We start from the raw sequence: 24,264 nt of genomic DNA on the forward strand, positions 1-24,264 counted from the left end.
TGCGACGGTCATTGTCTGCGAACAATCGACACCTCCTGACACTCACGGCTTTCGCCGTTCCGGGGTGGACCGGGGATGGGACCGGCGGGCGCGGGCAGGTCGTCGCTGACCACGCCTGAACGCCACGTGGCCGGACATTGACACTGCTACCAACAGTAGGCCACAGGCCGGTGACAGCATCGTGTCAGATTCGCGTCGGGGACGTCAACCGCAACGGGCGCCGCTCGCGGCGACGCCCGTTCACAGATTGAGATCGCTACTCCCCCAAGGGGATTCGCGCGATGTGTTCCCAGGTGTACGTGGAGGCGTCCTCGGATTGGATGACTCGGACGAGATCCACTCCACTGACGGTGATTTCGGTCCTACCCGGTCGAACGTCGCGGAGCTTGTTCTGGATGGCGCCGCGGCGCGGGTCGGCCTCGACGTCGGCGGAGCGGTAGGACAGCGAGACGTGCCCGGGACCGCCGCAGGGGCGGCCGTAGTCGCCTTCGACGATCTCGTTGACGGCGTCCACACAGGCGTCCACGAGGCTCCGGAACGCGGTGTCGGGGAAGGTGTCGAGCATGATCGCGCCGGTCGCGGCGAGCGCCGGGCCGATGGTGAGCGGGAAGGCCTTGATCTGGGCGGTCTTCTCGCGGAGTCGGTTGATGAGCTTCTCGCGGGTCGCGTCGTCGATCGTCGCGGCGTCGCATTCGACGGAGGCGATGGTGGCGTGGAGCCATTCGAGCGGGACGTGCCGGTCGCCTTCGGCCCGGTCGATGACCCCGCGGTAGGACTCGGCGACCGCCTTGACCTGGTCGAGGTCGGTCAGGTACACGTGGAGTTTGGTCCACCCCTCGGGCCAGCGCTGCCCCGAGTTCGGGGCTTTCGGTCCGGTTGCGGGTGCGGATGTGTTCACGGCTGCATCAATGCCTTAGCGCGATGAGTGCGGCGGGAGCCCGGGCGGGCGCCGCCGTCGGTCGTTTCCACCGGCACGGAGTACGCGTCCTGGTGGCACCGTTTCGGGAGTCTACCCAGGAGGAGCCGCGCTGAATAGTCGGTTGTCCGGCGCGTCACGTCGGGGAGTCGGGACCGGGCCGCGCAGGTGCACGACGCGGTCGACGACGCCGTCCGGGAGCGGCCGGTGGGTGATCACGATGGTGGTCTTGCCTTCAAGAGCCGCGGCGGCGGTGCGGAGTACGCGTTCGGCGGTGGCGGCGTCGAGATGCGCGTCGGGTTCGTCGAGGACGAGCACGTCGCGGTCGGCGAGGAGGCAGCGGGCGAGGGCGATGCGGCCGCGCTCGCCGCCGGAGACGGCCCGGCCGTGCTCGCCGAGGGGGGTCTGAAGGCCGTCGGGCAGGGCTTCGAGCCAGTCGCGGAGGCCGGCCCAGCGGAGGGCGCGGGCGAGGTCCTCGTCGGTGGCGGCGGGCCGGGCGAGGCGGAGGTTCTCGGCGAGCGTGGTGTCGAAGACGTGGGCGTCCTGGGAGCAGAGGCCGACGGTGCGGCGGAGGTCGTCGCCGTCGTACTCGGCGAGTTCGACGCCGCCGAAGCGGAGGCTCCCTTCATAGGGCAGGAAGCCCATGAGGGCGGCGGCGAGCGTGGACTTGCCGGAGCCGGACGGGCCCATGATGGCGACGCGCTCGCCGGGCTGGACGGTGAGGTCGAAGCCGCGCAGTGCGGGCGTCTCGGCGCCGGGCCAGGTCACGGAGAGGCGCTTGATCTCGATGTAGGGCGGCCCGCCGAGCGGGTTCGGCTCGTATTCCATGGGCTCGACCGGGTCGGGGCGCGGTTCGTCGGCCCAGGTGATCTCGAGGAGGCGGCGGTCGCAGGCTTTGGCGGCGGCGGTCTGCTGGGCGGCGGCGGGCAGTGCGAGCACGGGTTCGAACGCGGCCAGCGGGACGAGCGCGACGACGGCGAGGAGGACGCCGTCGAGGGTCCCGGCGGCGACCGCGGGGATGCCGGCCCACAGTGCGCCGACGAGCGCGACGGCGAGGGCGAGGAGACCGGCGGCCTCCCCGAGGCCGCCGGTCCAGGCGATGCGGGCGTGGGCGCGGCGGAGCCGGTCGTCGCCTTCCAGGACCCGTTCCAGGGCGGCGGCGTCGGTGCCCGCGGCGACGAGCTCTTCGCGGCCGTGGAGGCACGCGCGGACGCCTTCGGTGAGGTCGCCGCGCTCGCGGGCGGTGGCCCGCACCGCGTACCGGGAGGACCAGGTGGCGAGCGCGGGGCCGACGAGCGCGGCCGCGAGCAGGCTGGCGCCCAGGATGACCCCGGCGGCGGGCAGGAGCGTCGCTTGGAGGGCGACCGCGCAGACGGACACGATGATCGCGGAGGCGAGCGGCAGCGCGCCGCGCAGCCACCGGTCCCCCACGCCGTCCACGTCGTCGACGAGCCGGGCCTGGAGGTCGCCGGTGCGCCACACCGGGACCCCGGCGGGCGCGAGGCGCACGAGCTTGCGCCACACGGCGATCCGCAGCCGCTCCAGGCCGCGGAAGGCCGCCTCGTGCGAGACGAGGCGTTCGCTGTAGCGGAGCAGGCCGCGGCTGATGCCGAACAGCCGCACCGAGGTGATCGCGACCATCAGGTACAGGATCGGCGGCTGCTCCCAGGCGCGCGAGATGAGGTAGCCGGAGACGGCCAGGAGCGCCAGCGCGCAGAGCTGCGCGAGGGCGCCGAGGGTCGCGCCGAGGCCGAGCCTCAACGCGATCGTGTTGCGCGACAGCTTCACGTGACCTCCCGATCGTTGTCCCGGCCGGTAAGCCGGAGAGCAGTTGAGCTTGCCGCACGAACCGGGCTCCCGCGTGCGGTTTCTGACCCGGGGGCGGAAGTCACCAGTCCACCTCCCTGTCGGCGATCGCGCGCACCGCGGAGCGGTGGGAGGCGATCAGGACGGTTCGCTGTGCGAGGTAGGGGGCGAACGAGTCGAGGACGGCCTGCTCGGTGTCGCCGTCGAGGTGCGCGGTCGGCTCGTCGAGGAGCAGCACCGGCGGGTCGAGGAGGTCGACGCGGAGCAGGAAGCGGGCCAGGCCGACCCGGGCGGCCTCCCCGGCGGAGAGCCCGGAGCCGTCGGCGGCGACCGTGCGGTTCGCGGCGGGCGCGTGCGCGGCGGCGATCGCCTTCGCCACAGCGGGATCCGAAGCGCGAGCGCCGCCACGGCTGTCGGGGACGGCGAGGCGCACGTTCTCGGCGACCGTGCCGTCGATGAGGACCGGCCGCTGCGGGAGCCACGCGATCGAGCGGCGCACCGCCGCGAGGTCGAGGCCGGACAGTTCGGTGTCGTCGAACGCGATCGAGCCCGAGACGGGCTGCCGGAATCCGACGAGGGCCGCCATGAGCGTCGACTTCCCGGCCCCGGACCTGGCGGTGAGGACCGTGGTCTGCCCGGCCGGAATCGTCAGGCTCAGCTCGGGGAGCGGTTGTCGGCCCGGGTAGGCGAAGACGGTGCGGCGGAACATGATCGCGGGCGCACGGTCCAGAGGCGGGTGCGACAGGGCGGGGGACGTGGTGAGCGCGGTGGGGCCGTGTCTGCCATGCCGCTGCGCGACGCCCGCTGCTCCGGCTTTGCCGGCGAGGGCGGCGCTTCGCTTCCCAAGCCACTGCGCGAACCCGCCCGCGCCCTGCGCGGTCGGCTCCGGCTCGGCCTCCGCGTCCTCCGGGGCCTCGGCGAGGATCGCGAAGACCTGCTCGGCGGCGGCCAGGCCCTCGGCGCTGGCGTGGTAGTGCGCGCCCGCATTGCGCAGCGGCAGGTAGGCCTCAGGAGCGAGGATCAGGACGAGCAGCGCGGTCCGGAGCCCGGCCTCGCCGGTCATGCCGCCGTCGACCAGGTCGACGCCCACGGTGACCGCGACGACCGCCACGGACAGGCTCGCGGCGAGCTCGAGCACCAGCGCCGAGCAGAAGGCCACGCGCAGCAGCGCCATCGACCGGCGGCGGTACGCGCCCGTCGTGACCTCGATGGCCTCGACCTGCTTCCCGGCCCGCCCGAACGCCTTGAGCGTCGGCAGCCCGGCCACCAGGTCGGCGAAGTGGTGCGCGAGACGGGACGTGGACTCCCATTGGCGTTCCGCCCGGGTGCGCGTGTACAGGCCGATGAGGACTCCGAACAGCGGGATCAGCGGCAGCGTGACGAGGACGATCAGCGCGGCGGGCGGGTAGGCGGCGAGCATGACCGCGAGGACGCCCACCGGCACGACCACCGCGAGCACCAGCTGCGGCAGGTAGCGCGCGAAGTAGCCGTCCAGCGCGTCGATCCCGCGCACCAGCAGCGCCGCCGTCTCACCCGTATGGCGCTTCCCCGATGGCAGTCGCATGAGCTGCTGGAGCGCCTGGCGGCGCAGCCCGGATTTGACGCCCGCGCTGGCGCGGTGCGCGGCGGCTTCCTGCACCGAGGCGAGCAGCGCCCGGACGGCGAGGACCGCGCCCAGCGCGACCAGTTGCGGCCCAAGGGAACCGTTGCTCTGGCCGCCGGCGAACGCGCCCGCGATGAGGCTCGCGGTGAGCCAGGCGCCGGCGACGACGCACGCGGTGCGGGCGATGCCGAGCGCGGCGCATACGCCGATGAAGAGGGTCGCGCCGCGCGCCCGGTGCAGGAGGCGGCGGTCGAGGTTCGCGGGTTTCGATGCGAGGGTCGTCATGCCGGGATGCTCTCCGTGCTCACGCGCTTGCGGAAGACCCAGTACGACCAGCCCTGGTAGAGCAGGACCACCGGCAGGAACACCACCGCGGCCCAGGTCATGATCCCCAGGGTCTTGTCGGTGGCGGCGGCGTTCTCGCGGGTGAGGCTGTTCGCCACGTCAGAAGTGGACGGCAGCACGTTCGGCCACAGCGCGCAGAACAGGGCCGTCGAGGCGAGGCCGATCGTCACCGCCGTCGCCGCGAACGCCCAGCCGCCGCGGCCCGTGTAGTCGAGCGCGAGGCCCGTCAGCAGCGCCAGCACCGCGAGGGCGATGAGCGCCAAGGTGAGTCCGTTCCCGTGCGCGGCCTGCGTCCAGATCAGGAACGCCAGCGCGGGGAGCGCGGTCGCGGCCCCGAGCTTGAGCCCGAGGGTCCGGGCCCGTTCGGAGAGCTCCCCGGAGGTCTTGAGGTGCAGGAAGTACGCGCCGTGGGTGGTGAAGAGCAGCAGCGTGGTCAGGCCGCCGAGGAGCGCGTAGCCGTTGAGCAGGCCCCAGACGGAGCCGGTGTAGTCGAAGCCCGCGTCGAGCGGGACGCCGCGCACGATGTTCGCGACCACGACGCCCCACAGGAACGCGGGCACGACCGAGCCGAACACGATGCACCGGTCCCAGCGGCGCCGCCACTCGGCCGTGTCGCCCTTGCCGCGGTACTCGAACGCGACGCCGCGGACGATGAGCCCGAGGAGGATCGCGAAGAGCAGCAGGTAGAACCCGGAGAACAGGCTCGCGTACCAGTGCGGGAACGCCGCGAACATGGCGCCGCCCGCGGTGATGATCCAGACTTCGTTGCCGTCCCAGACCGGGCCGATCGTGTTGATCAGCGCCCGCCGCTCGCGGTCGTCGCGGCCCAGCACCGGGAGCAGCGTCCCGACGCCGAAGTCGAAGCCCTCCAGGATGAAGTACCCGGTGAACAGGACCGCGACGGCCGTGAACCAGATCGTCGTCAATTCCATGAGCGTCCTCAGTCGATGGTGGTCAGTAGGCGAAGGCCATGGGCTTGTCGGGGTCGTCCGAGGGGCCGACGCCCGCGAGCGCGGCCTCCTCGCTCGGCGGGCCCGCCTTGGCGTACTTCAGGAAGAGCTTGAGAGCGACGACGGCGAGCACCAGGTAGACGAGGGTGAAGCCGATGAACGAGACGGCGACGGTGGGCAGCCCGACGCGCGGCGAGACCGCCTCGCTCGTCTCGTAGAGGCTGAACACCACCCACGGCTGGCGGCCCATCTCGGTGAAGATCCACCCGGCGGAGTTGGCGAGGAACGGGGTCACGGCCATCCACATGGCGACCGGCCAGAACAGGCGGTGCCGGGGCAGGCGGCCGCGGCGCGTGAACCACCAGACGATGACGGCCATGGCGACCGCGAGCATCCCGAAGCCGATCATCGCCCGGAACGACCAGTAGGTGAGCGGGATGTACGGCATGTACTGCCCGGGCCCGTACAGCGCCTGGTACTCGGCGTTCAGGTCGTTGATGCCCTGCACCTCGCCGTTGAACGAACCGGTGGCGAGATACGAGAGCAGGCCCGGGATCTCGATGATCGGGGTGCCGTGGCTGCCGTCGAGCGTGCCGATGGTGAGCACGGAGAACGGCGCGTTGTACGTGGTCTGGTAGAGCGCCTCGGCGGCGGCCATCTTCATCGGCTGCGTCGCGGTCATGACCTTCCCGAGCGAGTCGCCCGAGAGGATCAGGCCGAGGCCGCCCACGAGCGTGGTGAGGATGCCCAGTCGCATCGCCGGGCGGTGCACGTCGAGGTCGCGGCGGTGCATGAAGTGGTAGCCGGAGACGGCGACGACGATGGTGCCCGCGGTGAGCCAGGCGGCGAAGATCGTGTGCGGGAAGGCGGCGAGCGCCACCGGATTGGTGATCACGGCGCTGAAGTCGGTGAGCTCGGCGCGTCCGGCGGTCTCGTTGAGCTGGTAGCCGACCGGGTTCTGCATGAACGCGTTGGCGGCGAGGATGAAGTAGGCGCTGGCCAGGGTCCCGAAGGCGACGAGCCAGATGCAGGCGAGGTGGAGGGAGGGTTTGAGGCGGTCCCAGCCGAAGATCCACACGCCGATGAACGTGGACTCGAGGAAGAACGCGACCAGCGCCTCGAACGCGAGCGGCGCGCCGAAGACGTCGCCGACGAACCGGGAGTAGGCCGACCAGTTCATGCCGAACTGGAACTCCTGGACGATGCCGGTGACGACGCCCATGGCGATGTTGATGAGGAAGAGCTTGCCCCAGAACTTGGTCGCGCGGAGGTAGGAGGTCTTGCGGGTGGTGCGCCACAGGGTCTGCAGGATCGCGACGAGGAGCGAGAGGCCGATGGTGACGGGTACGAAGAGGAAGTGGTAGACGGTCGTCACTCCGAACTGCATCCGGGCCAAGTCGAGAACGTCCATATCGCCCCAATGGTTCGCGCGTGAGAGCCTGAGTGCGCTTATCGTGCCATTTCGACTGGTCTCAGCGGGTTGAAACGCGAGAGTGCACGGGTTTTTCGGGTTCGGGGAACGCGAGGGACAATTGCCGAGGCCGTCGAACGGGAGAGGGGTACTGATGCGGACTGTCGCGGTGCTGGGTGCGGGGAAGATGGGGCAGGCGATCGTGTCGGGCCTGCTGCGGGCCGGCTGGTCGGGCGACTCGGTGACGGCGACGGCGCGCAGCGCCGAGCGCGCCGCCGAGCTGCGCGAGACGTACGGGATCAGGGTCGAGCCGAACGCCGAGGCGGTGCGGCACGCCGACGTCGTGGTGGTCGCGGTGAAGCCGCAGGACGCCGGGGCGCTCCTGGAGGAGCTGGCCGGGGTGTTCGAGGGCGGCACGCCGCTCGTGAGCATCTGCGCGGGGCTTCCGGTGGCGTTCTTCGAGAAGCGCCTGCCCGACGCGACCCCGGTCATCCGGGCGATGCCGAACACGCCGGCGCTCGTCGACGAGGCGATGACCGTCCTCTCGCCCGGGACGCACGCCAGCGAGGCGCACCTGGCCGCGGTCGAGGAGCTGTTCAAGCCGCTCGGGCGCACGCTCGTGGTGGACGAGAAGCACCAGGACGCGGTCACGGCGATCTCCGGCTCGGGACCGGCGTACTTCTACTACCTGGCCGAGGCCATGACCGAAGCGGGCGTCCTCATGGGACTGCCGCGGGCCGTGTCGAAGGAGCTGGTCACGCAGACCGCGCTGGGCGCGGCCCGGATGCTGCGGGAGACGGACGCCTCGCCGGTGGAGCTGCGGGAGGCCGTGGAGTCCCCCGCGGGCACGACCATCAGTGCGGTGCGGCAGTTGGAGAATCACCGGGCGCGTTCGGCGGTGACCGACGCGATCGAGGCCGCTCGGGACCGGGCGCGGGAGATCGCGGAGGAATATGCGTAGCCGGCGGAGCGCATCGGGAAGGGCAGGCGTGTAGATGAGCGGGATCAAGCGGGGGAAGTTCGCCGAGCTGGACGGCGCGACGGTGTTCGCGCTGGCGCGGCTGCGGCAGGCGGTGTTCGTGGTCGAGCAGGCGTGCGCCTACCCGGATCTGGACGACTGCGACCTGGACGCCGAGACCGTGCACTTCTGGGTCGAGGGCGAGACGCCGACCGAGGCGGTCGCGTGCGTGCGGGTGCTGCGGGACGGCGACGGCTGGAAGATCGGGAGGGTCTGCTGCGCGCTGCCCGCGCGCGGTACGGGCTTGAGCGCCAAGGTGTTCGGTGCCGCGATGGATTTCCTGGGCCCGGAGGCGGTGGTGACGCTCGGCGCGCAGACCTACGCGGCGGGCTTCTACCGCAGGTTCGGCTTCACCGAAGAGGGCGAGGAGTACGAGGAGGACGGCATCATGCACATCACGATGCGCCGTCCCGCGACATGAAACCCAGCATGACCGAAATGACGAATACATCTCCTCTCGGAAACGCGGGCTCGGCGAAGCTTGCGAGCCGTGACTTGGCAGGGCACAACCGTACGTAGCAGGTCCGACAAGCTCCCCGGACTCTCGCTCACTCTTTCGAGTGAAAGTCCGGGAGCGGGATCCCGGATCTATCATCCCGCTCCCGGACGCCTTGTCCCCCTTTAGCTTTCGGGGAGCGGTTCAAGTTTCGTCGGGTCGACCACGCCCCAGTACGCCGACTTCGCCTGGAGGCGGTCGTCGAAGAACAGCGGCGCCTCGTGCGGGCGCGACACGGGCCAGGTCCGCAGCCACGAGACCGCGTCGTACAGGCCCCACATCGTCACCGACTCCAGGTCGTCCGCGCGTTCGCGCAGCACCTCGAAGAGCTCTTTGTAGTACCAGCCCTGCGCGACCAGCCGCTCCGGCGGCGTCGCGGGCAGGCTCTCCTCCATGTGGTCGGAGACCGACACGTCGAGCTCGGTGATCGTCTGCAGCACCCCGAGCTCGCGGAACAGGTCGATCGACTCGCCCAGCAGGGCCGGATCGCGCTTGTAGTCCACGTGCGCCTGGTGCCCGATGCCGTCGACCGGCGCGCCCTCGCACTTGAGGTGCTGCACCAGGTTGAACATCGCCTCCCGCTTGTCCGGGAACTCGGTGTTGTAGTCGTTGATGAAGAGCTTCACCTTGCGCGGGAAGGCCTTCCGGGCGATCTTGAACGCCTTCTCGATGTACTTCGGCCCGCCGAACACCTCGTACCAGCGCGAGTGCCGCAGTCCGTCCGGCTGCTCAGGGTCGACCACCTCGTTCACCACGTCCCACGCCCACACGCGGTCGCCGTAGTGGGCCGCGATCGCCTTGACATGGGTCTCCAGGCGCTGCAGCAGGAGCGCCTGGTGGGCGCGGCTCTCCACGAGCGGCTCGCCGTTCTCGTCGAGGAACCACCAGGCCGGGGTCTGGTTGTGCCACAGGAGGGTGTGGCCCCAGATCTTCATGCCGTTGGCCTCGGCGAAGTCGACGATCTGGTCGGCCCGGCTGAAGTCGAAGACGCCTTCGGTGGGCTGGATCGACTCGGGCTTCATCTGGTTGCCGGTGGTCACCTGCGCGAAGTGCTTCGCGAGGAGCTCGGCGGGCTTGCCGACCACCTCAGGCGGCTCGACGGCGCAGCCGAAGGTGAAGTCGTCGGCGAGGAAGTCCTTGAGCGGCAGCAAGTCTTGAATCTCCGGTTCTGCGATGCGGGTGAGCGTGAAGGCGTCGAGGAGGATCGGGGTGAGGCTGGAGTCGGATTCGACGTAGAACTGCAGCTTGTCGGCGGCCTGGGCGATCGAGTACGTGCCGGAGAACTCGGTCCAGGCGGCGTCGGTGACGGCGGTGTTCCACTTGACGCCCTCGTAGTTCGAGACGCCGCCGACGTCGCGCTGCACGGTGGTGCGCAGGTCGGTGGCGCTCTCGCCCTCGGGCAGACGCAGGTAGACCTTGAGCTGGTAGCGGACGCCGACCTCGATGTGGGAGGTGATGTCGATGGCGGCGCCGTTCCAGGTGGCGGTGCGACCGGTGATGAGGAGTCGCTGCTCGGGGTCGACGGCGACGGAGGCGGCGCCGCGTCCGGCCCAGCCTTCCGTGGTGCCGGAGGAGAAGTCGGTGGAGAGCAGCAGGTCGTCAGCGTGGGCGGGGCTCGCGGCGAGAGTGATGAAGCCGGCCGGGAGGAGGGCGGCGCCGCCCGCGGCGGCAGCGGCCGTGAGCACGGAGCGGCGGCTCGCGGCAGGCGAGGAGGAGGTGGTCGGCATTGAGGTCGCTCCTTGACGATGAGGGGTCCGGCCGCTCCGTCACGGGGTCGAGGAGCGGCCGGAGGACTGCGTTGAATTCCGAAACTCTCGGAAACTTTCATCCAAAGTATTGATATGTTACGATCCTCTCGTCGGGGCTGTCAAGGCGCCGACCTACCACTGTGGCGGAGATGTGAGGGGCTCTGCCGCAATGAAAAAGGGGACCGGCCGCAAGGCCGGTCCCCTCAAAGCGTTCGAGCGCTCGCCTGCGGCTATGCGCCGTCGGGCTGCTCGATGAGCGACTGGATGTACAGCGACTCGCCGATCTTCTCGAGGATGTCGAGCTGCGTGTCCAGGTAGTCGATGTGGTGCTCCTCGTCGGCGAGGATGCTCTTGAAGAGGTCCCGCGAGACGTAGTCCTTGACCGACTCCATGTGCTCGATGCCGCGCTTGAGGCGGTCGATCGCCTCGACCTCGATCAAGCGGTCGCACTCGAAGATCTCCTTGACCGACTGGCCGATGCGCAGCGGGAACAGCCGCTGGTAGTTCGGCATGCCGTCGAGGAAGAGGATCCGGTCGGTCAGGACCTCGGCATGGCGCATCTCGTCGATCGACTCGGACTTGGTGTACTTCGCGAGCTTGGTGTAGCCCCAGTTCTCCTGCATCTTCGCGTGCAGGAAGTACTGGTTGATCGCGGTGAGCTCCGCCGTCAACTGCTCGTTGAGGAATTCGATGACCTGCTTATCGCCCTGCATTGCAATTCGTCCTTCCCGGTCCGTCAAGCGCCGGCTCCGTGACCGACGATCTCAGACTAGGACCAGGTGGGGGCCCATTTCCAGCCAGGAATGCCTAAAATAGGACAACCTATCCTAACCGAGGACAACCTAAAGCGTCCGTCATTTCCGGAGAATCCGGTGGCTTAGGAGGGGCTCAGACCGCCGCGGGCACCGAGGAGGTGAAATAGCTCTCGATCATGTCGACCAGGCGCTCATGGCAGGTGCCGCAGCTCGTGCCGGCGTCGCAGGCCTCGCCGATGGCCTCTTCGGTGTGCGCGCCGGCGCTGATGCAGTCACGGACTTCGTTCTCGTGCACTGCGTGGCAGATGCAGGCGTACACGCATCGACCTCCGAACAGGTAAGGCTTGACTAATGAAGGCATGCCTAACCTACCTGGTTTTCGCCGCGTCCGGCAACCCCCGTTCCGGTGGATCACTCGAACCCGAACGGGCGACCCGCGCCCCGCCGGACGCAGGCCGCCCCTCGGTCAACGGACCAAGGTGCCGAGCACCTTCACGGCGTGCTCGATCCCGGCGTCGTCGACGTCCAGGTGGGTGAGCATCCGGCCCCGGTCGGGGCCGAGCACGGAGATCTTCACGCCCTGCTCGGCCGCGGCGCGGGCGACCTGGGCGATGTCGGGGATGCGCAGGAGCACGATGTTGGTCTCGACCTGGGCGGCGTCGCAGATGCCGAAGGGCTCGAGCGAGCGGGCGAGGCGCTGCGCGCGGGCGTGGTCCTCGGTGAGGCGGTCGATGTGGTTGGCGAGTGCGTAGCGCCCGGCCGCCGCGAGGAACCCGGCCTGGCGCATCCCGCCGCCGAGACGCTTGCGGATGACGCGGGCGCGCTCCGCGCGTTCGGCGTCGGTGATGAGGAGCGAGCCGACGGGCGCGCCGAGGCCCTTGGAGAGGCAGACCGAGACGGTCTCGAAGAGGGCGCCGTATTCGCCGAGCGGGACGCCGGTGGCGGCGTGGGCGTTCCAGATGCGGGCGCCGTCGAGGTGGAGGCCGAGACTGTGGGCGTCGGCGAGGGCGCGCAGGGCGCGCAGCTCCTCGATGGGCTGCACGGTGCCGCCGCCCATGTTGTGGGTGTTCTCGACGGCGATCGCGCGGGTGGTGGTGGCGTACGGGTGGGGCCGGTTGATCATCGGCTCGATGAGCGCGGTGTCGAGGCGGCCGCTCGGGGCGTGCCAGGTGCGGGTGCTGATGCCGCCGAGCGCGGCGGCCGCGCCCATCTCGAAGTTGACGACGTGGGCCTTGACGTCGCAGAGGAGTTCGTCGCCGGGGCGCACGAGGAGCTGCAGGCCGATCTGGTTCGCCATGGAGCCGGTCGGCGTGAAGACCGCGGCCTCCTTGCCGAAGAGGGCGGCGGCCTCGGCTTCGAGGGCGTTGACGGACGGGTCCTCGCCGTACACGTCGTCGCCGACGTCGGCGCTGGTCATGGCTTCGAGCATGGCCGGGGTCGGCCGGGTCACGGTGTCGGAGCGGAGATCGACGATCATGGGCCGACCCTACTGCGGCCGATGGGGCGCGGCACGGTCAGGCGGACTCGGTGGACATCCCGTCGAGGACGAGGTCGAGCAGGAGTCCTTGGGCGCGTTCGGGTTCCCAGGAGTGGTGGCGGCGCAGGTGGACGTAGGGCCAGCAGACGGTGTTGAAGACGAGGTCGCCCGATTCCTCGGCGTCGGCTTGGGGCGCGAGGGAGCCGTCGGCGGCGCCGTCGAGGATGAGGCGCACGAGCGGGGCGACGACGTCCTCGATCGGCTCGTCGAACAGGCCGGTCTCGTGGAAGGCGGTGTCGAAGGCCGTGAGCAGCGCGAGGTGCCGGTCGAAGACGCCGCACATGGTTTCGAGCGCCTGCCGCAGCCGCTCGCGCCCGGTGCCGGTGGCGGTCAGGACGGGCCACAGCGAGGCGCGGTAGTCGAGGAGGAGGCGCCGGATGAGGGCGCGGCGCAGTTCCTCCTTGCCGCCGATCTGGCGCCAGAGGGTGGCGCGGGAGACGCCGGCGCGGTCGGCGACGTCGCCCATGGTGAGCCGGTCCCAGCCGGTCGTTCCGAGCACGTCGGTGGCGGCGGCCAGCAGCTTCTCGTCCATCGTGGTCCCTCCGTGCGCGTGCAGCGCGATCTTCCCATGAAACACCATGTTGCACCGATTGGAACGGTCGGTATCATCAGAGCATGTCCCTTCGGCACCACCTGGTCGACACCACCCCCCTGCGGATCAGCCGCGACTTCCGCTGGCTCTACATCGGACGCACCGGCCTCCTGGTGGGCGCCATGCTCACCGAGACCGCCCTGATCTGGCAGATCTACCAGCTCAGCGGCTCCAACCTCGCCGTCGGCGCGGCCGCCGCCTCCGGCGGCATCGGCATCGTCGCCGGGCTCCTCGTCGGCGGCGTCCTCGCCGACCGCTTCGACCGGCGCCGCATCCTCGTCACCGTGCGGGTGCCGGGGCTCCTGGTCGCCTTGGCGCTCTTGGTGAACGCCCTCCAGGACGAGCCGCTGCTGTGGTTCCTGTTCGCGGCCGTCGTCGCGGACACCTTCCTCGCCGGGCTCAGCATCCCCGCCTCGTTCGCGGCCGTCCCGTCCCTCGTCGGCCAGGAGAACGTCGCCAGCGCCTCGGCCCTCAACGGCCTCACCGGCCAGCTGACGGGCGTCGCCGGTCCGGCCCTCGCGGGCGTCGTCATCGCCGCGGGCGGCACCGAATGGTGCTACGGCCTCAACGTGGTCGGGTTCGCGGTCTTCGCCGTGGCGATGATCTTCGTCGGCCCGATGCCGCCCGACCACGGCGGCGAGGAGGGCAAGGAGGCGGACTCGTACTCGCTGCGGGACGCGTTCGCCTTCGTGCGGCGCAACAAGATCGTGGCCGGGGTGCTGCTCATCGACATCATGCCGATGCTGTTCGCGTACCCGAAGGGCCTGTTCCCGGCGCTCGCGACGGAGCAGTTCCACGGCGGGGCGGTCGCGTTCGGCCTGCTCTCGGCGGCGGCCGGGGTCGGCGCGTTCCTCGCCGCCGCGTTCAGCGGGAAGGTCACCAAGACGAAGCGGCCCGGCTTCGTCGTGGTCATCGCGGCGAGCCTGTGGGGCGCGGCGATGGTCGGGCTCGCGCTGTCGCCCTGGCTCGCATTGGGACTGGTGTTCCTGGCGGTCTCGGGCGCGAGCGACCTCGTCTCGGAGGTGCTGCGCACGGGCCTGCTCCAGAACCACACGCCGGACCGGCTGCGCGGGCGCGTCACGAGCCTGTGGCTGGCGCAGGCGACGTTCTCACCGGCACTGGGCAACCTGCAGGCGGGGGCGCTCGCGGGGCCGCTGGGGCTCGGCGGCGCGATCCTCGCGGGAGGTGTCGCGTGCGTCGCCGGTGTGGCGGTCGTCGGCTGGCGGCTCCCGGCGTTCCGGCGCGCGACGATGGAGGCGCCGCGGCCGGAGCCCGCGGCGGTCTGAGGAGGCGGCCCTAGTACGGGTTGTCGCCGTTGCCGATGCCGAGTACCGGCAGGTACATGCGCTCGCCGTCGGCGGTGAACCCGTCGTAGACGATGTCGAACAGGTCTTGGATACCGAAGGCGCGCAGGGCGTCGACCATCATGTGCGCGGCCTGGTTGGTGGCGGTGCGGTCGGTGGAGTTGAAGCTCCGCGACCAGTTCGGCTGCGTGCCGCTGGGGGCGCGGAAGCCCATGCTCGGCAGGTTCGACAGGCCCGAGCGCCAGGCGCCGCTCACGGCGGCGCTCGCTTCGACGCGGAGACCGCCGTCGACGAACGCGGCCACGTACCGCGCCGACCAGTCGCCGGTGCGCAGGAGCACGGTGCCGGCGGTGTCGACCACGGGCACGTCGGCGGCCATGTCGGCCAGGAGCGAGGAGAGCCGCTCGGTGAACTCGCCCATGTCCTGGCAGGCGGGTTCGGGCGGGCGCTGGCCGGTGCGGGCGTAGGCGGCCCAGCCGGAGATGTCGCCCTTGCCGACGGCGTGCGCCTCGAGCTGCTCGAAGAGCTCGGGCGAGAGGAGCCGGAGCGTGACGCCGCCGTGGAAGCGGCGCAGGTGCAGCTCGAAGATGAGGCCGTCGCGGTACCAGCGGATCCACGGGCCGCCGTCGCCGCCGCGGATCTCGGGGGCGCCGAGCTCGCTCATCATGGTGCGCAGCACTTCGCGGAAGATGAGGGTGCGGTGCTGCTCGCCTTGGCGGCCGCGTTCGGCGGAGCGCAGGACCATGACCTCGATGGAGTAGAAGTCGGCGCGTCCCGCGATCGGGGTCTGGGGCGGGACGGAGTCGGCGATGGCGTTGCCGGTGTCGTAGCCGGTCTCGGCCCGCCACATGCCGATGTCGACCTCTGCGGAGCGGACCTGCCAGCCGAGGTCGGTCATGGCCCGCTGCAGGTCCGCCTTGTTCCAGCGCCCGAAATCGGTCTTTCTCGCCCGGCGGAGCAGGTCGACGAGTTGCGCTTCACTGATCCGGTGTGTGCCGAGCATCCGTTACCGTGCCAATCCGTCCGTAGGTGGGGCTGCGGGCGAAACCCGGCGTGCCACTGCGGTTAGGGTAGCCTTGCCTGCGGTAGCGGGTCGAGAGGTGAGGGTTGGCAGTTGTCCGATACTGTGCGGCAAGACACGCTCGTCAGCCTACTAGGCGGCAAGCGCGGCGCATTCGACGCCACCGCCCCAGTGGTGGTGTTCATCCTCACCTGGATGCTGTCCGGGAACTCGATCGCTTGGGCCGCAGCGGCGGCGCTCCTCTCTGCGGGGGTGATCGCGATCGTCCGGCTGCGGCAGCGCCAGAAGCCACGGGCGGTGATCCTCGGCCTTCTGAGCGTCGCGGTCGCGTGCCTGATCGTCCTCTACACCGGACGCGCGCAGGACATCCTCCTCCCCCGCATCGTCTCCAACGCCGCCAGCGCCCTCGTCTGGGCGGGATTCATCGTCTTCCGCCGCCCGCTCCTCGGCCTCATCGTGGGCGGCCTCCTCGGCCAGAAGACCCGGTGGCGGCGCGACCCGGACCTGCTGCGCGCCTATAGCGCGGCGTCCTGGGTCTGGGTCGCGATGTACACCCTCCGCGTGGCGATCCTGACCCCGTTCTGGAACAGCGACGAGGAACGCCTAGCGGTCGTCGCGGGCGGCGTGGCCCAGGTGGCGCTCTCGTGGCCGCTGCTCGTCCTCTGCCTCATCGTGAGCGGCTGGGTCATCCGCGTGATCCTCCCGAAGGACCACCCGGGCATCAGGCACCCCGTGGATCCGGCGGGGGCCCAAGCACCGGAGAAGTCCGCGCCGTAACGCGGTTCCCTTCCGCCCCAACCGAAACGAATTCCGGTCGGTTTCGCGACAGAGCGCGTTTCGCTGACCCGGGCTCGTTGTGTGCACCAATACACTCAACTACATGGAATCCCGTAGTCAGGTTCTGTGGAATCCTCTATTGAGCGATGAGGACCAGGACGCACTGAAACCGGAGGCGCACGCGGTCTCGTACCCGCGGGGCGCGACGCTCATGAAGATCAACGAGCATTCGGATTACGTGGTCTATCTCCGCTCGGGCCATGTGAAGTCCTGCATTCCGGGAACGATCTTCGGCATCCACGGACCGGGCTCGATGATCGGCGAGCTGGCTCCGCTCACCGGCGAGCCGAGGGCCGCCGATCTGGTCGCGCTGACGCCCATCGACGTCCTGCACATCCCCGGCGACGTCTTCCTCAAGCTCCTCCAGTCGAATCCCCGGATTCACCTTGCGTTGACGAGACGGCTCGCGAAGCGGGTCCGCGAGCTGGGCGAGGTCCAGGAGGAATCATTCCTGACGAGCGAACGGCGACTCGCCCGGGCGATGCTCCGGATCATCGACTCAGGCCTCGGCACGGAGGGAGCCGACGGCCTCACGATCGCCGGCTTCAGCCAGGCGGACCTGGCTGATCTGGCTCGCATCTCCCGGGAATCGGTCTCCGGGGTGCTCAAGCAGTTCAAAGCCAGGGGCACCGTCTCAACGGGTAGGGAGCGGTTCATCATCCACGACACGGCGACGATCGAGGCGCTGGCCATGCGCCGGGATCGTTCCGTCATCTACACCCGAAACGGACTGATCCGCGATGTCGAACTTTGACCTCAACACACTCGAGCTCCTGGTGGCGATTGTCGGCTCGGTCGCCGCCGTCGTGGGTGTGGTAATTCAGTTCAGGTCGAACAGGCCGGAGAAGCAGCAAGCGCGACAACGTCAGGCCCTCCCGGAACCGACCGACCATGCAGATGGGAAACCTTCGAAGTGAACCGCGCTCGAAGCGAGGTCTTGAACGGTTTCGAGCTGATCGAAATGCTTCACCGCCATGTCCCATCGGACTTCAGTCCCGACGACTTCGTGATCGCGGGAAGCGCCCGCCTCGGCGCCGGCGGCATCACGACCCCGCGCTTCACCGACCTCGACCTGCTAGCCCGGCCTGGCAGCAAGACCTGGCAGAGAGCTCTTGAACTCGCATTCGAGCATGCCTCTGAATACGAGAACGCACCGCTGAGGATCAGCACCTACACCGGGGCGAAAATCGCCCTCCTCTATGGCGGTGCAATTGAAGTAAGCGAGACCTGGGTGCTCCCTGGAAGCGATACGGACGAGCTCCTGGACACGGCGGAGCAGATCGATGGACTGAAGTACCTGCCGCTCAGAGAGGTCGTCGCCTACAAGCTCATCATGAACCGGCGCAAGGACTTCACCGACTTGGCGGCGATCTGCGGCCGCCCGCAGCCCAGCGATGGAAGGTTCCCGATCACCAGCGAACTATAGAAACTGTTGTCCAGCAGCGGAACTGTCGATGCTGGCTGCGTTGGCTCTCGGGTGCGCGGGCAATGGCCTGCTTTGCCATCGCCGCTCATGGCGATAGGCGCGTCCGGTTGAGCGGTGTCAGGCAGTGCTCCGCTCGGTGAGTGGGCTGAGCTAGGCGATGAACTCGGTGAGCTTCGCCGTGAAGAGGTCCGGGAACTGGAGGTTCCAGATGTGCCCCGCGTCGGGGATGACGTCGAGCTTGGCGCCCGGGATGGTGGCGGCGAGTTCTGCGGCGGGTTTGAGGTTCTCTTTGTCCGTGGCGCCGCAGAGGACGAGGGTGGGGATCGCGAGGTCGGCGAGGCGGGGGCGGAGGTCGAGGGCGCCGAGTTCGGTGAGGCCGGTGATGAAGGCCTGCTTGCCGGCGGTGCGGAGGTCGGCTTTGGCCTGGGGCTTGTGTTCGGGGCGGCCTCCGGCGTACATGCCTGACATGAGGGCGGTGATCATGCCGGTCGGCATGAGGCGCATGAGGTTGCGTTGGAGGCCGACGCCGGGCGCGTGGGCGGCGCCGCCGGAGAGGACGAGGGTCGCGACCCGGGAGGGGTCGTCGAGGGCCGCGAGCATGGCGACGGTGGCGCCGACGGAGATGCCCACGAGGTGGACCGGTTCGGGTTCGGCGGCGATGAGGTCGGCGACCGCGAAGGCCGCGGGTTCGAGGCCGAAGGGGCCGGGCGCGTCGCCGTGGCCCGGGAGGTCGGGGGCGAGCACCTTATAGCGCTCGCCGAGCGCCGCGACCTGGGGCTGCCAGGCGCGGGCGCTCGAACCGAGGGCGTGGACGAAGACGATCGTGGACATCAGGGGCTCCTCAGTGGGTGCTGTGGGATCCCTGTGACACTAGTCGATCCGTGCGACATTCAGACTTCGCGAATCACCGCGCACTCGCCGGGTTTGAGGGAGAGCATCGGGGCCCAGGCCTTGCCGGTGAGGAGGTTGCGACCCGCGGCGGGGACCTTGGCGGGGACCTTGCCGTGGTTGATCGCGAAGACGTAGCTGCGGCCGTCCTCATGGGAGCGGCGGACCAGTTCGAGCTCGGCCGGGGCTCCCGGGAAGTCGGGCGCGACGCCGATGCGGTCGAAGAACGGGTCGAGCTCCGTGAGCCGCGTGGCGAGGTACCAGACGTCGCCCCGGCCGAGCTTGCGGCGGAAGACGGCCCCGGTCTCCGGGTAGCCCTTGAAGGAGGCGACCGTCTCGGCGTCCGTCGCGTGGGCGACCTCCGACCAGGTCGCACCCGCCCAGCCGTTGTCCAGGGCCGCGGTCTCGCCTTCCCAGAGCGGGAGGAACTCCTCGATGCGCACGCCCACAAGGTCCCCCAGCCCTCCGGGGAGGCCGGGGAGGACGCGGTCATTGCCGTCCACAATGCCCGAGTACGGGCCGACGACGAGGGTGCCGCCGCCTTCGACGTAGGCGCGGAGGTTCGCGTCGTCCTCGAGGAGGTACAGGTGCGGCGCGAAGACGTACTCGTAGCCGCTGAGGTCCCATCCGGGGTTCGCGAGGTCGGTGGCGACGCCGCGCCGCCAGAGCGATGCGTGCCAGCGCCGCAGCTCCGGGTAGGTGTCCATGTCGGAGGACGGCTGCCCGGGGGTCTTCGCGGCCCAGACCGAGTTGAAGTCGAGGAGGATCGCCGTCCGTGCGTCGACGGTGGAGCCCTTGACTTCGGCGAGGTCCCCCAGCCAGGCGCCGAGCTGCTTGATCTCGCGGAAGACCCTGGAGTCGGCGCCGCCGTGCGGCACCATCGCCGAGTGGTAGCGCTCGGCGCCGGAGTGGGAGGCCCGCCATTGGAAGAACATGGCGCCTTCGGAGCCGCGGGCGACGTAGGAGAGCGAGTGGCGCATCAGCTCGCCCGGTTGCTTGGGGAAGCCGCCGCGGCGCCAGGCCGAGGAGTTCGCTGCCTGCTCCATAAGGAGCCAGGGGCCGCCCGCGGCGAGGCCGCGGGAGGCGTCGGCGCCGAAGGCGGCCTGGATCGACCAGGGAATGCCGTCGACCTGTTCGGGGATGAGGTAGTGGTCGGTGGCGACGAGCCGGTTCGGGCCGGTCACGTGCTCGCCCCAGCGGTGGTAGTCGAGGTCGCTGAAGTTGCCGGTGACCATGAGGTTCGTGGTGATCGGCTTGTCGGGGCTGTGCTCGGCGATCGCGTCGGCCTCGGAGCGGAAGAGTTTCAGGAGCGCGTCGGAGCAGAACCGCTGCCAGTCGAGGACGAGGGCGGGGTTCGGGGTCTCGGCGCAGACGCGCGGGGGCAGCACCTGCGACCAGTCGCTGTAGGTCTGGGACCAGAAGGTGGTGCCCCAGGCGCGGTTGAGGCCGTCGAGGGCGCCGTGGCGCTCCCGGAGCCAGTCGCGGAACGCGGCGGCGGAGGCGTCGCAGAAGCAGGCCCGGTAGTACTCGTTGCCGACGTGCCACATGGCGAGCGCGGGGTGGTCCGCGTAGCGTTCGGCGAGCTTCGAGGCCATCTCGACGACGGCGGCCTGGTAGACCGGGGAGTTCGGGCAGTATTCGGCGCGGGCCCCGGAGTTCAGGGTGATGCCTTCGGCGTTGACCGGGAGGGTCTCGGGGTGGGCCTGCGAGAACCACGGCGGCGGCGACGCGGTCGAGGTGGCCAGGTCGGCCTTGATCCCGCCCGCCGCGAGGAGGTCCATGATGGCGTCGAGCCGCCCGAAATCCCACTCCCCCGGGCCGGGGTTGATGCTCGCCCAGGAGAAGACGTTGACGGTGGCGACATTGACGCCGGCCTCCTGCATGAGGCGGACGTCCTCGTCCCAGACCTCGCGTGGCCACTGCTCGGGGTTGTAGTCACCGCCGAAGGCGAGGCCTTCGACGGTGGGGATGATGTCGGTGTTCGGATGTGCCATTACGGCTGGCCCTTCGGTGCTCGGATGGTCATCGCCGGACGATTGACAACGGTTTCGGAAAGCGCATTCAGGATTGTGCCCCGACTATCCCCCGCAAGTCAAGCTCTTCGGCGCGCACACAGCGCGAGCCGCCCGCCAACGGATCTCGCCGGTCTTGCAGCGGTCCTCGGGGCAGGCGCGGCGGCGCGCGAACGCGCACGGCGGGTTCAGGATCCTGCCCTTGCGGCCATTCAGCGAAGGATCCGGGATCGGCACCGCCGCCTCGATATACCGATCGACACATATCGATGTGACTAGGGGCACTGGCGGTAGGGCGGCAGGCCCCGCTTGTACGCGTCCCACAGGCTGCGGATCACGAAGATCTTCTCGTCGAGCTCGTCGTCGGTCGAGAGCGCGCGGCCCGAGTACGGGGCCTGGAGCCGCCAGGGCTTCTGCTCGGGATCGAGCAGGTACACCACCGGGACGGTTCGGCTCGCGCGGCGCTCGGCCCGGATGTCCGCGATATCGGTCCAAGCGGCGAACCGCTCCGTGTGCTTCTGGGAGGCAACGGCTTTGAGCGGATGGACCCCGCGCTCGTCGAGCACGACCCCGCGATTGCGGGCCCCCGCGTACGCGACGCCCAGCGCGACGCCGATCGCGACGAGGAAGAGGGCGAGCAGCGTGTAGTGGTACCAGTGGCCCACGGCGAGCATGTACGCCACGGCGGGGACGAGGGCGGCGAAGAGCGAGAGGCCGGAGAGGAACAGCGCCCGACCGAGCACCTGGCGCGTCGTCGGACGGAATGTGATCTTGACGGCCACGTCCACCCCCACCAGGCTTTTGCCGCTGCTGTTCAGGTGATCGTGCCACGTTCGGCGGCCACGTCAAGCGACAATCCGACAGAAACCGGACCGGCCACTTTGCGTACCCCGTGGCCGGGTGTGTCAGGCTGGTGGCATGACGAGTACCGATGCCTCCACCGGACCGATCCCAGGTGCCCGGCGCGGCGGGCGCAAGCTGCGGGTCCGCCGACCGGCGGCGGTCACCGGCGCGGCCTTCGTCGCCTGGCTGACGGTGACGCCGCTGTCCGTGGCACTCATGGTCGAGCGGCCCGTCTGGGGCGCGTTCTCGGCGATCGTCGGCCTCGCGCTCCTCCTCGCGCCGGTCGCGGTCTCCATGTGGGCTTGGCGCTCCGGCATCGACGTCACGAGCGAGGGCATCGCGGTCCGCGGCCTCTTCACCAGCCGCACCATCGCGTGGAAGCACATCGACGGCTTCGCCACCGGCAACGAAGGCGTGGCGGCCATATTGGACGATCAGTCGCAGGTCCGGCTCGACCCGCTCAAGCCCGAGAACCTCCCCCAGGTCCTCGCCATCGGCGGCCAGGAGCTGAAGGAAGCGGACGGCGACTAGTAGCCGTCGCTGACCACGTTCGCCAAAGGTTCACCCGCCGCGAAGCGGCGGATCTGGGCACCGATCGGCGCGTAGGCGCGATCGAGCGTGCCGTCGACCGAAGCGCCCGCGTGCGGAGTGATGAGGGCGCCTTCGAGGTCCCAGAGCGGGTGGTCCGCGGGCAGCGGCTCGGGGTCGACGACGTCGACGGCGCAGCGCAGGCGCCCCGAGGCCACCTCGGCGACGAGCGCATCGGTGTCGACGATCGGGCCGCGCGCGGCGTTGACCAGCAGGGCGCCGTCCTTCATGCGGGACAGGAACTTCGCGTCCACCAGACCGCGCGTGGCGTCGGTGAGCGGCAGGATCAGGATGACCACGTCGAACTCCGGCAGCAGCGAGTCGATCCTGTCGATCGGGTGCACGCCCGGGCGTTCGCGGCGCGCCACCTTCTCGACCTCGACGCCGAGCACCGTGAGCACCTCGGCGACCTTCTCGCCGATGTCGCCCGCGCCGACGATGAGGGCCCGCTTGCCCACCGCCGTAGTGGTCCACTCGACCTTCCACTCGTGTCGGGCCTGCTTGCGCGCGAAGACATCGAAGCCGCGCATCGAGGCGATGACCGCGCCGAGCGTCCATTCGGCCGTCACCCCGGTGTGCACGCCCCGCGCGTCGCACAGGACCACGCCCGGCGGCACGGCCGGGACCCAGACCTCGGCGCCGGCGCTGAGGAGCTGGATCGCCTTGAGGGAGGTCATGTCCCGCAGCGGGGTCGTGACCTTCGACTGCGCGAGGAACGGCGGCACCCAGAAGTCGAGCGTCGCCGGATCGGAGGGGTAGTCGCCGCGCCCGTCGTAGACCTCGACCTCGACGCCCGCAGGGAGCGGGCCGAGCAGGGCCCGGCCCTCCTCGTGCGCGATCCACACCTTCACGGCCACGGCGCTTCCCTCCGGTCGGTCGTCCTCCGCGACGGCTATCCTATAGGATCTCGCATTTCGGCTCGAAGGGGTTAGGCGCGCCCGAATCGGGGAACCGGTGGGGCGTGGAAAACTGCGCCGATCCGACGTCACCCGCGGCCTATAGTCTTGGGGCCATGCGCAGGTTGCTCTCGGCCGCGGCGGCCACCGCCGCCGCACTCACGCTCGCGTCGTGCTCATTCGGCGAGCCGCCCGAACCCGAGACCGGCGAACCCCCGAACCTCCCCACTCCCAGCGGCGCACCCGAAGAGCAGACCTCGTTCATGGACGTCGTCGCCGAAGGCCTCGAAGTCCCCTGGGGCCTCGACTTCCTCCCCGACGGCACCGCCATCGTCGGCGAGCGCACCACCGGACGCCTGCTCGCCATCCCCCTCGCCGAAGACGGCACCGCCGGCGAACCCGAGGAACTGCGCACCATCGACGTCGCGGACAGCGGCGAAGGCGGCCTCCTCGGCCTCGCCGTCTCCCCCGACTACGCCACCGACTCCACCGTGTTCGCCTACTACACCACCGGCACCGACAACCGCATCGCCGCGATCGACACCGGCTCCGACGCCGCCCCCCAACCCGTCCTCACCGGCATCCCCGCCGGACCCAACCACAACGGCGGCGCCCTCGAGTTCGGTCCCGACGGCTTCCTCTACGCCGCCACCGGCGACGCCGGCGACGGGAACAACGCCCAGGACCCCGAATCCCTCGGCGGCAAGATCCTCCGCATCACCCCCGAAGGCCGGCCCGCCGAAGGCAACCCCGACCCCGACTCCCCCGTCTACACCCTCGGCCACCGCAACGTCGAAGGCCTCGCCTGGAACCCCGCGGGCCAGCTCTACGCCACCGAATTCGGCCAGGACATCGCCGACGAGATCAACCTCATCGAACCCGGCGGCAACTACGGCTGGCCCTACTTCGAGGGCACCGACACCGACGACGCCTACACCGACCCCGCCCTCGTCTGGGAGCCCTTCGAGGCCTCCTGCGCCGGAGCCGTCTTCCTCGACGACACCCTCGTCACCGCCTGCCTGCGCGGCCAACGCCTCTGGACCGTCCAATTCGATCAGTCGGGCACTCCCGCGGCCGAGCCGCGAGCGACCGTCGTCAACGAGTTCGGTCGGCTACGATCGGTCGCCATGGGCCCCGACGGCATGCTCTGGGTGACGACCTCCAACCGCGACGGCCGGTGCACCGAAGACCGCGGCTGCACCCCGGACGACGCCGACGACCGGATCATCCGCTTCTCCACCAGCTACGCGGCCCAGGGAAGAGTCTGAACCG

23 protein-coding genes are annotated in these 24,264 nt (G+C 70.1%); 8 read left to right on the top strand and 15 right to left on the bottom strand.

The genetic code is table 11. The features are described from left to right. Window positions 1-256: 256 nt before the first annotated feature. The 5 genes from O1R50_RS04130 to O1R50_RS04150 form a co-directional block, all read right to left on the bottom strand. Window positions 257-898: a 2'-5' RNA ligase family protein gene (locus O1R50_RS04130; protein WP_270108611.1), complete on the bottom strand. Its 642-nt coding sequence runs from the start codon at window positions 896-898 to the stop codon at window positions 257-259. Window positions 899-1,009: 111 nt separating this feature from the next. Further along, window positions 1,010-2,704: a thiol reductant ABC exporter subunit CydC gene (gene cydC / locus O1R50_RS04135; RefSeq protein WP_270108612.1), complete on the bottom strand. Its 1,695-nt coding sequence runs from the start codon at window positions 2,702-2,704 to the stop codon at window positions 1,010-1,012. A gap of 100 nt (window positions 2,705-2,804) precedes the next feature. Further along, window positions 2,805-4,610, bottom strand: coding sequence for a thiol reductant ABC exporter subunit CydD (gene cydD / locus O1R50_RS04140; protein WP_270108613.1), 1,806 nt, complete (start codon window positions 4,608-4,610; stop codon window positions 2,805-2,807). Then, window positions 4,607-5,602 (bottom strand): cytochrome d ubiquinol oxidase subunit II, encoded by a 996-nt coding sequence (cydB, locus tag O1R50_RS04145; RefSeq protein WP_270108614.1) that lies wholly within the window; start codon window positions 5,600-5,602, stop codon window positions 4,607-4,609. Before cydB ends, cydD begins: the two co-directional genes overlap by 4 nt. A 22-nt stretch (window positions 5,603-5,624) precedes the next feature. Next, window positions 5,625-7,031, bottom strand: coding sequence for a cytochrome ubiquinol oxidase subunit I (locus O1R50_RS04150; RefSeq protein WP_270108615.1), 1,407 nt, complete (start codon window positions 7,029-7,031; stop codon window positions 5,625-5,627). Window positions 7,032-7,185: 154 nt separating this feature from the next. Between O1R50_RS04150 and proC the strand changes: the two genes are divergently transcribed. Both proC and O1R50_RS04160 read left to right on the top strand, forming a co-directional pair. After that, window positions 7,186-7,992, top strand: coding sequence for a pyrroline-5-carboxylate reductase (gene proC / locus O1R50_RS04155; protein WP_270108616.1), 807 nt, complete (start codon window positions 7,186-7,188; stop codon window positions 7,990-7,992). 34 nt (window positions 7,993-8,026) lie between these two features. Beyond that, window positions 8,027-8,470, top strand: coding sequence for a GNAT family N-acetyltransferase (locus O1R50_RS04160; RefSeq protein WP_270108617.1), 444 nt, complete (start codon window positions 8,027-8,029; stop codon window positions 8,468-8,470). A gap of 200 nt (window positions 8,471-8,670) precedes the next feature. Here the strand turns inward: O1R50_RS04160 and O1R50_RS04165 are convergent, their stop codons facing one another. The 5 genes from O1R50_RS04165 to O1R50_RS04185 form a co-directional block, all read right to left on the bottom strand. Continuing rightward, the gene (locus O1R50_RS04165; RefSeq protein ID WP_270108618.1) at window positions 8,671-10,272 is read right to left on the bottom strand and encodes an endo-1,4-beta-xylanase; all 1,602 of its coding nucleotides are present in this window, start codon (window positions 10,270-10,272) and stop codon (window positions 8,671-8,673) included. 251 nt (window positions 10,273-10,523) lie between these two features. Further along, window positions 10,524-11,006, bottom strand: a complete 483-nt coding sequence (bfr, locus tag O1R50_RS04170) for a bacterioferritin (protein WP_270108619.1) — start codon at window positions 11,004-11,006, stop codon at window positions 10,524-10,526. Window positions 11,007-11,181: 175 nt separating this feature from the next. Then, a complete protein-coding gene (locus O1R50_RS04175) occupies window positions 11,182-11,367 on the bottom strand; it encodes a (2Fe-2S)-binding protein (protein WP_270108620.1) in 186 nt (61 codons plus the stop codon). A 147-nt stretch (window positions 11,368-11,514) separates the two neighbouring features. Beyond that, window positions 11,515-12,522 carry a threonine aldolase family protein gene (locus tag O1R50_RS04180; RefSeq protein WP_408612602.1) on the bottom strand — a complete coding sequence of 336 codons (1,008 nt, stop codon included), beginning with the start codon at window positions 12,520-12,522 and terminating at the stop codon, window positions 11,515-11,517. A gap of 40 nt (window positions 12,523-12,562) precedes the next feature. Next, the gene (locus O1R50_RS04185) at window positions 12,563-13,117 is read right to left on the bottom strand and encodes a TetR/AcrR family transcriptional regulator (RefSeq protein WP_270108622.1); all 555 of its coding nucleotides are present in this window, start codon (window positions 13,115-13,117) and stop codon (window positions 12,563-12,565) included. A gap of 83 nt (window positions 13,118-13,200) precedes the next feature. On the opposite strand from O1R50_RS04185, the gene O1R50_RS04190 reads away from it, so the two are divergent. After that, complete coding sequence (locus tag O1R50_RS04190; RefSeq protein ID WP_270108623.1) at window positions 13,201-14,463, top strand: MFS transporter; 1,263 nt, start codon at window positions 13,201-13,203, stop codon at window positions 14,461-14,463. 10 nt (window positions 14,464-14,473) lie between these two features. On the opposite strand, the gene O1R50_RS04195 is transcribed toward O1R50_RS04190, so the two are convergent. Beyond that, on the bottom strand, window positions 14,474-15,484 hold the full coding sequence (locus O1R50_RS04195; protein ID WP_270108624.1) for a TY-Chap domain-containing protein: 1,011 nt from the start codon (window positions 15,482-15,484) through the stop codon (window positions 14,474-14,476). A gap of 111 nt (window positions 15,485-15,595) precedes the next feature. On the opposite strand from O1R50_RS04195, the gene O1R50_RS04200 reads away from it, so the two are divergent. The 3 genes from O1R50_RS04200 (at window position 15,596) to O1R50_RS04210 (ending at window position 17,765) form a co-directional block, all read left to right on the top strand. Next, on the top strand, window positions 15,596-16,279 hold the full coding sequence (locus O1R50_RS04200) for a DUF3159 domain-containing protein (RefSeq protein WP_270108625.1): 684 nt from the start codon (window positions 15,596-15,598) through the stop codon (window positions 16,277-16,279). Window positions 16,280-16,382: 103 nt separating this feature from the next. Continuing rightward, complete coding sequence (locus O1R50_RS04205) at window positions 16,383-17,093, top strand: Crp/Fnr family transcriptional regulator (protein ID WP_270108626.1); 711 nt, start codon at window positions 16,383-16,385, stop codon at window positions 17,091-17,093. Window positions 17,094-17,276: 183 nt separating this feature from the next. Beyond that, window positions 17,277-17,765 carry a hypothetical protein gene (locus O1R50_RS04210; RefSeq protein ID WP_270108627.1) on the top strand — a complete coding sequence of 163 codons (489 nt, stop codon included), beginning with the start codon at window positions 17,277-17,279 and terminating at the stop codon, window positions 17,763-17,765. A gap of 150 nt (window positions 17,766-17,915) precedes the next feature. On the opposite strand, the gene O1R50_RS04215 is transcribed toward O1R50_RS04210, so the two are convergent. The 3 genes from O1R50_RS04215 to O1R50_RS04225 form a co-directional block, all read right to left on the bottom strand. Beyond that, window positions 17,916-18,596, bottom strand: a complete 681-nt coding sequence (locus O1R50_RS04215) for an alpha/beta fold hydrolase (protein ID WP_270108628.1) — start codon at window positions 18,594-18,596, stop codon at window positions 17,916-17,918. A 59-nt stretch (window positions 18,597-18,655) separates the two neighbouring features. Then, window positions 18,656-20,647: a beta-galactosidase gene (locus O1R50_RS04220; RefSeq protein WP_270108629.1), complete on the bottom strand. Its 1,992-nt coding sequence runs from the start codon at window positions 20,645-20,647 to the stop codon at window positions 18,656-18,658. Between the two features lie 293 nt (window positions 20,648-20,940). After that, window positions 20,941-21,447: a hypothetical protein gene (locus tag O1R50_RS04225; RefSeq protein WP_270108630.1), complete on the bottom strand. Its 507-nt coding sequence runs from the start codon at window positions 21,445-21,447 to the stop codon at window positions 20,941-20,943. Between the two features lie 136 nt (window positions 21,448-21,583). On the opposite strand from O1R50_RS04225, the gene O1R50_RS04230 reads away from it, so the two are divergent. After that, window positions 21,584-22,039, top strand: a complete 456-nt coding sequence (locus O1R50_RS04230) for a PH domain-containing protein (RefSeq protein ID WP_270108631.1) — start codon at window positions 21,584-21,586, stop codon at window positions 22,037-22,039. Here O1R50_RS04230 and O1R50_RS04235 read toward each other — a convergent pair. After that, window positions 22,036-22,947: a 2-hydroxyacid dehydrogenase gene (locus O1R50_RS04235; RefSeq protein WP_408612603.1), complete on the bottom strand. Its 912-nt coding sequence runs from the start codon at window positions 22,945-22,947 to the stop codon at window positions 22,036-22,038. The two genes, O1R50_RS04230 and O1R50_RS04235, sit on opposite strands and share 4 nt — an antisense overlap. Before the next feature lie 161 nt (window positions 22,948-23,108). Here O1R50_RS04235 and O1R50_RS04240 point away from each other — a divergent pair, with 161 nt between their 5' ends. Next, the gene (locus tag O1R50_RS04240) at window positions 23,109-24,260 is read left to right on the top strand and encodes a PQQ-dependent sugar dehydrogenase (protein ID WP_270108633.1); all 1,152 of its coding nucleotides are present in this window, start codon (window positions 23,109-23,111) and stop codon (window positions 24,258-24,260) included. The last annotated feature ends 4 nt before the right edge of the window (window positions 24,261-24,264 follow it).

The organism is Glycomyces luteolus (assembly GCF_027622875.1).
Classification (GTDB): domain Bacteria; phylum Actinomycetota; class Actinomycetes; order Mycobacteriales; family Micromonosporaceae; genus Glycomyces; species Glycomyces luteolus.

Coding starts and splice junctions, on each gene's coding strand:
- O1R50_RS04205 (WP_270108626.1), top strand. CDS start 16,383: ATGGAATCCCGTAGTCAGGTTCTGTGGAATCCTCTATTGAGCGATGAG.
- O1R50_RS04240 (WP_270108633.1), top strand. CDS start 23,109: ATGCGCAGGTTGCTCTCGGCCGCGGCGGCCACCGCCGCCGCACTCACG.
- cydB (WP_270108614.1), bottom strand. CDS start 5,602: ATGGAATTGACGACGATCTGGTTCACGGCCGTCGCGGTCCTGTTCACC.
- bfr (WP_270108619.1), bottom strand. CDS start 11,006: ATGCAGGGCGATAAGCAGGTCATCGAATTCCTCAACGAGCAGTTGACG.
- proC (WP_270108616.1), top strand. CDS start 7,186: ATGCGGACTGTCGCGGTGCTGGGTGCGGGGAAGATGGGGCAGGCGATC.
- O1R50_RS04150 (WP_270108615.1), bottom strand. CDS start 7,031: ATGGACGTTCTCGACTTGGCCCGGATGCAGTTCGGAGTGACGACCGTC.
- O1R50_RS04185 (WP_270108622.1), bottom strand. CDS start 13,117: ATGGACGAGAAGCTGCTGGCCGCCGCCACCGACGTGCTCGGAACGACC.
- O1R50_RS04195 (WP_270108624.1), bottom strand. CDS start 15,484: ATGCTCGGCACACACCGGATCAGTGAAGCGCAACTCGTCGACCTGCTC.
- O1R50_RS04165 (WP_270108618.1), bottom strand. CDS start 10,272: ATGCCGACCACCTCCTCCTCGCCTGCCGCGAGCCGCCGCTCCGTGCTC.
- O1R50_RS04160 (WP_270108617.1), top strand. CDS start 8,027: ATGAGCGGGATCAAGCGGGGGAAGTTCGCCGAGCTGGACGGCGCGACG.
- cydD (WP_270108613.1), bottom strand. CDS start 4,610: ATGACGACCCTCGCATCGAAACCCGCGAACCTCGACCGCCGCCTCCTG.
- O1R50_RS04215 (WP_270108628.1), bottom strand. CDS start 18,596: ATGTCCACGATCGTCTTCGTCCACGCCCTCGGTTCGAGCGCCCGCGCC.
- O1R50_RS04190 (WP_270108623.1), top strand. CDS start 13,201: ATGTCCCTTCGGCACCACCTGGTCGACACCACCCCCCTGCGGATCAGC.
- O1R50_RS04230 (WP_270108631.1), top strand. CDS start 21,584: ATGACGAGTACCGATGCCTCCACCGGACCGATCCCAGGTGCCCGGCGC.
- O1R50_RS04220 (WP_270108629.1), bottom strand. CDS start 20,647: ATGGCACATCCGAACACCGACATCATCCCCACCGTCGAAGGCCTCGCC.